Source organism: uncultured Veillonella sp. (genome assembly GCF_905209685.1).
In the GTDB taxonomy this organism is placed as follows: domain Bacteria; phylum Bacillota; class Negativicutes; order Veillonellales; family Veillonellaceae; genus Veillonella.
Genome location: NZ_CAJLUB010000110.1, coordinates 1 through 6221 on the forward strand (window position 1 = coordinate 1; position 6221 = coordinate 6221).

The following is a 6221-nucleotide window of genomic DNA, read 5'->3' on the forward strand; positions in this document are numbered from 1 at the left end:
TGGTCTTTTAATTTTTGAATTAAATCCACGATTTTTGCCTCCTTAACATTGGCTTTATGCCATATCAATACTATTATTATAGCAAATTCAACCTATAGGTAAAAGTAAAATTTATTTTCTAAGCCTATTATTCTAATTTTCATAACATTACCATTAACAGCGAGTTGAATACTCCCCATATAAAACGTTACAATTATAGTAATAAACCGCTTAATAACAGTAAGGACACAAATTTTAACGTTCTAATTAAGACAACTACTTTTGGAGGACTTATGGCTAATACAGAAACAACAATCAACGCAGTTATCAATTCCCAAATCAATGATGCTCCCATCGATATAGAGAAAACGATTAAGGCTTTAGAGCGCAATAATTTCGTAGTTCATTACTTTAAAACAGGCACTGAAGCTGTTGATTATTTACAGTCTCGTATTCAGAACAAACGAGTGGCTATCGGCGATTCCCGCACCTTATTAGAGCTCAATGTACATGATGCTTTATCCGAGGTCAACGATGATATAACAGATATCCAACGTCCCCTTCCTGGTGAAAGCTTCCGCGACACTGCATTACGAACCATGGGGCGCGATGTATTTCTCACCTCTGTAAATGCATTGTCTCAAACAGGTGAGATGGTCAACATCGATGGCACAGGCAATCGTGTGGCAGCTTCTCTTTTTGGTTCCCAAGAGGTGTTCTTTGTGCTAGGAGTTAACAAGATTACCCCTGACTTAGCATCTGCTATTTATCGAGCACGAAATGTAGCAGCACCGCTAAACAGCAAAAAAAATAAGAAAAGCTCCCTCAACCCTTGTGCCAAATTAGAAGAAAAATGTTATGACTGTGGCTCACCGGATCGCATTTGCAACGCCTTAACAATCTACTATAAAAAGATGCACAACATGCAAACCATGGAGATTATTATCATCAATGAATCCTTAGGGTTCTAATGGTTTGTGGCCCATTTAGAAAATCTTGTACGCTCATCTGCCCTAATCCAGATACAACTCTATAAATAGTGGACCATCGCGGATCGATAGCACCACTTTCAAGATCACTGATATAAGATTGGGCTAGACCTGACTTATCTGCCAACTGATACTGCGTCATGCCCAATTGTCTACGCCAAAGCAAAATCAACACACCTAGTTTGTGGACCTCTTGTCGGATCTGTATATCATGACAACATAGGATAGAATTCATAGCAACCTCTATCTACTTTCACACTCAACACATGGTTATGCCTTTACTATACCCATATCGTAGGTTGACTGCCTAGTAGCAGTTGAAAAGTAATAACACAAAAGCCTTACTAAAAACTAATGTATCAATTAGTTCTAGTAAGGCTTTTTTCTACGCATATTACGTTCTGTATGTTTTCAACAATTCGTGTAATTATTGTATATATAGAGATAATTAGTACTAAACATGTACTATATTACACCAACCAGCATAGATAATATCTAGATTTATATAGTTTCTATACATTATCCATTCATTATGAATACACTTGAATAGTAATATTGCCATATCATTATTAGATATAGGATTATTGGTTAGCACTTTCTTGAGCTTTTTTGATTTCCATGTATTTAACCATGCCATCAACAGCTTTTTTAGCTTCGCGCATTGCCAATACTACAGTAGCCGGTTTATGTACAACGTCACCACCAGCGAACACACCATCACGGTTAGTCATACCATATGGATCTTCAGATGTAATGATGTACCCTTTTTCGTCTACTTTTAGATTATTCCCTTCGCCGATAAGACGAGCATTTGGTTTATGACCAGCAGCGATGATGATTTTATCTACAGGCATAACTTGGAACTTACCAGTACCGTGGATGCCTGCACCATCTTCGTTAAGAGCCATCACTTCATATTTGAAGCCTTCTACCTTATCTTTACCTTCTACGCCAACTGGAGAAGCAAACCATTGGAATTGAACGCCTTCAGCACGAGCTTCTTCGTATTCAGACAACAATGCTGGCATTTGTTCTTGGCTACGACGGTATGCTACAGTAACGGATTCACAGCCTAAACGTACGCATGTACGAGCCGCATCCATCGCTACGTTACCACCGCCGATGATGATAACACGGTCGCCTTTTTTAACAGGGATTTGCTCTGCATCAAGCTCGCCATTTTCCACTAATTGTACATTCGTCAACAAGTACATTGCTTGGAATACACCATGCACTTCATCATTTTCCATGCGTACTTCTTGAGGAATATGTGTACCAGTACCGATAAAGATGGAGTCAAAACCTTCTGCGAAGAGTTCATCCAATGTTTTATCTTGACCGATAAATGTATTACATACGAATTTAACGCCTAAACCTTCAAGACGAGCGATTTCACGACGTACAACGGATTTAGACAAACGGAATTCTGGAATACCGAATAAAAGTACGCCACCTGGTTCAGATTGACCTTCGAATACAGTTACCTCGTAACCAAGTTTAGCGATATCACCTGCTACGGACAAGCCTGCAGGACCAGAACCTACAACAGCAACCTTACCAAGATCTTGTTTAATCTTCTTAGGTTTGCGAAGTTCATTGATGCTTTCAAAATCAGCAGCAAAGCGTTCCAATTTACCGATATTGATAGGCGGTTTTTTCGCCTTGTTCATGATACAGTTACCTTCACATTGGTTTTCGCGTGGACATACGCGACCACAAATGGATGGCAAGTTTGTACGTTCTGCCAAGATATCGTTGGCTAAACCGAAGTTACCGTGCGCAATAGCTTGGATGAAACGTGGAATTTCGTTTTCAATAGGGCAACCCATACGGCACAATGGTTTTGGACAATTTAGACAACGTTTCGCCTCAGCGAGCGCTTCCTCCATTGTATAATCCGCATCAAAATGTAGTGGTTTTAATTCGTTACTCATGGCACATGCCTCCTAACAAGGATCCAGTACTATACTTATACAGCGTTGCATGTACCTGAACAATCCGATGAGCCCTCTCACATAGGGATGTCGCCACATGCTGCTAAGATTTATCTTTTGTAACCATTCGATAGACGTGTGGTCACTGGTCAGACACACACTATTCTATAGTATATTCTAAATTGTGAAAGTCCCAACAGTCAAGCAAATAAAGTACCTTTTGTATACGAATATAGCCCCTATTCATGCAAGGATTGCATAGAAACGAATGGTAAGGTAACAGCAATTCTTAAGTGTATATTTACATATATATCTATGCATGTATACTGATAATATATAAACTCCTCATGAATCTAACAGAATGTAAGAGGTTCACTATGAACACAGTAGACTTTACTAAAACATACTATATCGATCGCCGCGGTTCTCATTCCCGCAAATGGGATGGCGAGCATTTAAAATTCAGCCGTACTGACCTATTACCACTATGGGTGGCCGATATGGACTTTATGCCCCCTCAGTGCATTCAAGAGGCCATTTGTAACTATGTGAAAGCCAATCCTCTAGGTTACACCATGACAAATCCGGATTATATAGAGGCAGTCATGAGCTGGTACAAACATCGGCATAACTGTAGTCTTAAGCAAGAATGGCTCACGAGCGCGCCCAATGTCATTACAGGGATTATGTGGTGTATTGGGGCTTTTACCAAAACCAATGACGCCATCGCCGTTCTAAGTCCTGTATATGGCGCCTTTGATACAAGCGCCAGCGATGCCCAACGTCAAATTATCTCTATTCCTATGAATCGCACTGAAGATAATCGCTACACCGTCGATTACGAAGCCTTTGAATCAGCGATTACCAAGCACGATGTGAAACTGTTCATTCACTGCAATCCGCACAATCCTGTCGGCCACGTATGGACGGAACAGGAAATGGATCGATTATTCAGCATCTGCCAACGGCACCATGTGCTCATTATAAGTGATGAGATTCATCAAGACCTGATTACGGGACCAACGGAATTCACATCAACCTTGACAGTAAGTAAAGGGGCCTATGCGGATAATATGATTGCAATGTCCTCCCTGTCTAAGTCGTTCAATATGGCTAGCTTGCACCACGCAGAGGTTATCATTCCTAACGAACAACTACGAAGCCAATTCAACGCCTATAAAGCTCATGTGTACCACACAGACTCGGACGTTATTGCGGAAGCGGCCATCACCGCAGCCTACACGCATCCAGAGGCGGAAGCATGGCTCGCAGATGTACTCGCTGTCATTCGGGAAAACTATGAATATCTGTGCCGAGAACTTCGTACGGCATTGCCACACATCCGTATCAGCCCTATGGATGGCACCTATTTGGCTTGGATTGATTTTGGCGCCTATGTAAAGGCGGAAGATATGCATGACCTATTCGAAAATAAATGCCACATCGCACCAAGCTTTGGCGAATGGTTTGGAGGCGAAGATTACGCCACCTTTGTGCGACTTAACTTGGCGACTAGCCTTGAAAACATTAAGACTGCTACCCATAATATAATCAAGCACATACACCCTTAATGGATACCTCTTATCAGGAAATACATTAATTCACGAAATACATTAATCATATTAGAGAATTCATTTCGTGCAAATAAAAGAGGCTGCTCTAGCATCATTCAATGTTAGAGCAGCCTCTTTATATTATAGTTTCACCATATTACCTAAGTATTATATTGGTTCTTATTTAATTCTACCGAAATGTTCCTTTGCAAATTGCATGTCTTGTACGAGTTCTAATGTACCAATATAGTTATTGTTTTGATCGCGTACAGCCATGTAGTTTACATAGAATGGACGGCCTTGTTTTTCAAGCCATACAGCCACATTATCGCGGTCACCTTTACGGAAGGAATCGATAATACCGCGTACAATTGGTTCAACCTTTGGTGGATGGCAGGAATACACATCACGACCGATAGCTGTAGTAGGACGTTTAAATACCTTTTCACCATCGTTGAAGTAGCGGTTGATATCTTCATGGTCAACGAAGGTTACTTCCATTGGCATTGTGTTGAGCATAGCATCGAGTTGATCTACAGTTAATGTGCCACCAATTAAACCAATAGCATTATCATCACCACTTTGTTTTGTAGTTTGTGTAGCTAATGCTGCATCAGCCTCTGACCATGCAATACGTTTTACACCAAGGATATCTTCATACTGTGCTGTATCTTTGTAGATTTGATACCATTCTTCTTTGCTGAAGTTTTCTGCACAGATTGGGAACAAGATATTTTGTTCTTTGTAGATCATTTCTTGAGCACGTGTAAGAAGCTCGTCAAAACGTCTATACCAGTCGTCTACACTTTGACTAGATTTTGCTAAATCGCCCAATTGGTCGCGGATATCGCCATCAACAGTCCACATAACCATGGATGGACCACCGATTGCATAATCTACTTTCAATTTTGGATATAATAAGTCGCCTTTTTTAGCATAGTGAACAGATACTTGGCGCACTGTATTTACATCATCGATAGTTGCTGTTTTATCTGCTACTTTAGGACGGATAGACTCAATCAACTCATCAAGGGCTTTATTTTCCTCTGTTAATTGGTTGAGCGGATGACCTACAGTTTCTACCAATATTACTACGCTCTTGCTCTTTTCTTGAGCCTCTAGAACAGCCTCTACCTTAGCATGTTCAGCATCCATTTGTTCATGAATAGTAGAACCATGGAACAATGCAGAGTGAAGGTCGCATAATTGTTGTACCTCTTCTAAAGGTGTACCTTCGCGCATAAGACCTTGTTCAGCTTTCATGATTTCACTAGCCTCAACATGCTTGAATTGGCTTGCAAAATCTTCACGAACAGAACCAAGCTCTTCGCCAGTGCCTAAACGTTTCAAGAAGCCTTTCAATTGCTCTACACGTTCGCTATCTGTAACAGTATCGTCTACTTGAGTCTCTGCATTTTCACTGCTGTTAGATTCCACTGTGTTATCAGCAGCTTTATCTGCTTCTACTGAAGTAGCCTTAGCAGATTCCGCATCACCATGTAGGTTTGGCATTTCACCTTCCAAGGTAAAGCCAGCTTTCATAAATGCGCTCACGATATCGATCATGGATACGCCTTTCATTTTAGCCCCTTTAGGAATGGTCATGATTTTACCAACAGAGTTCAACATCACTTTATTAGTGATTTCACTGAACCCTAAGCTTTTCATAATCTCTGTTACTTCAGGATATTCTTTTACCAAATCATATACAGATTTGGACAAATCTAATTTCTTTTCCATTTTGATCCCCTCGTGTCAAAAATATT

General features: G+C 40.5%; 5 protein-coding genes. 2 read left to right on the plus strand and 3 right to left on the minus strand.

Features of this window, described 5'->3' with window-relative positions:
• The first annotated feature begins 272 nt into the window (after positions 1-272).
• Positions 273-950 carry a lactate utilization protein gene (locus QZ055_RS07585; RefSeq protein WP_295825768.1) on the plus strand — a complete coding sequence of 226 codons (678 nt, stop codon included), beginning with the start codon at positions 273-275 and terminating at the stop codon, positions 948-950.
• Here QZ055_RS07585 and QZ055_RS07590 read toward each other — a convergent pair.
• The gene (locus tag QZ055_RS07590) at positions 928-1203 is read right to left on the minus strand and encodes a helix-turn-helix domain-containing protein (RefSeq protein WP_295825771.1); all 276 of its coding nucleotides are present in this window, start codon (positions 1201-1203) and stop codon (positions 928-930) included. The genes QZ055_RS07585 and QZ055_RS07590 overlap by 23 nt on opposite strands.
• 346 nt (positions 1204-1549) lie before the next feature.
• Positions 1550-2902: an NAD(P)-dependent oxidoreductase gene (locus QZ055_RS07595; protein WP_105089890.1), complete on the minus strand. Its 1353-nt coding sequence runs from the start codon at positions 2900-2902 to the stop codon at positions 1550-1552.
• Positions 2903-3279: 377 nt separating this feature from the next.
• Between QZ055_RS07595 and QZ055_RS07600 the strand changes: the two genes are divergently transcribed.
• Entirely contained in the window at positions 3280-4473 is a 1194-nt protein-coding gene (locus tag QZ055_RS07600) for a MalY/PatB family protein (RefSeq protein WP_295825776.1), read from the plus strand.
• 162 nt (positions 4474-4635) lie between these two features.
• On the opposite strand, the gene QZ055_RS07605 is transcribed toward QZ055_RS07600, so the two are convergent.
• Positions 4636-6195 carry a DUF438 domain-containing protein gene (locus QZ055_RS07605; protein WP_295825774.1) on the minus strand — a complete coding sequence of 520 codons (1560 nt, stop codon included), beginning with the start codon at positions 6193-6195 and terminating at the stop codon, positions 4636-4638.
• Positions 6196-6221: the final 26 nt, after the last annotated feature.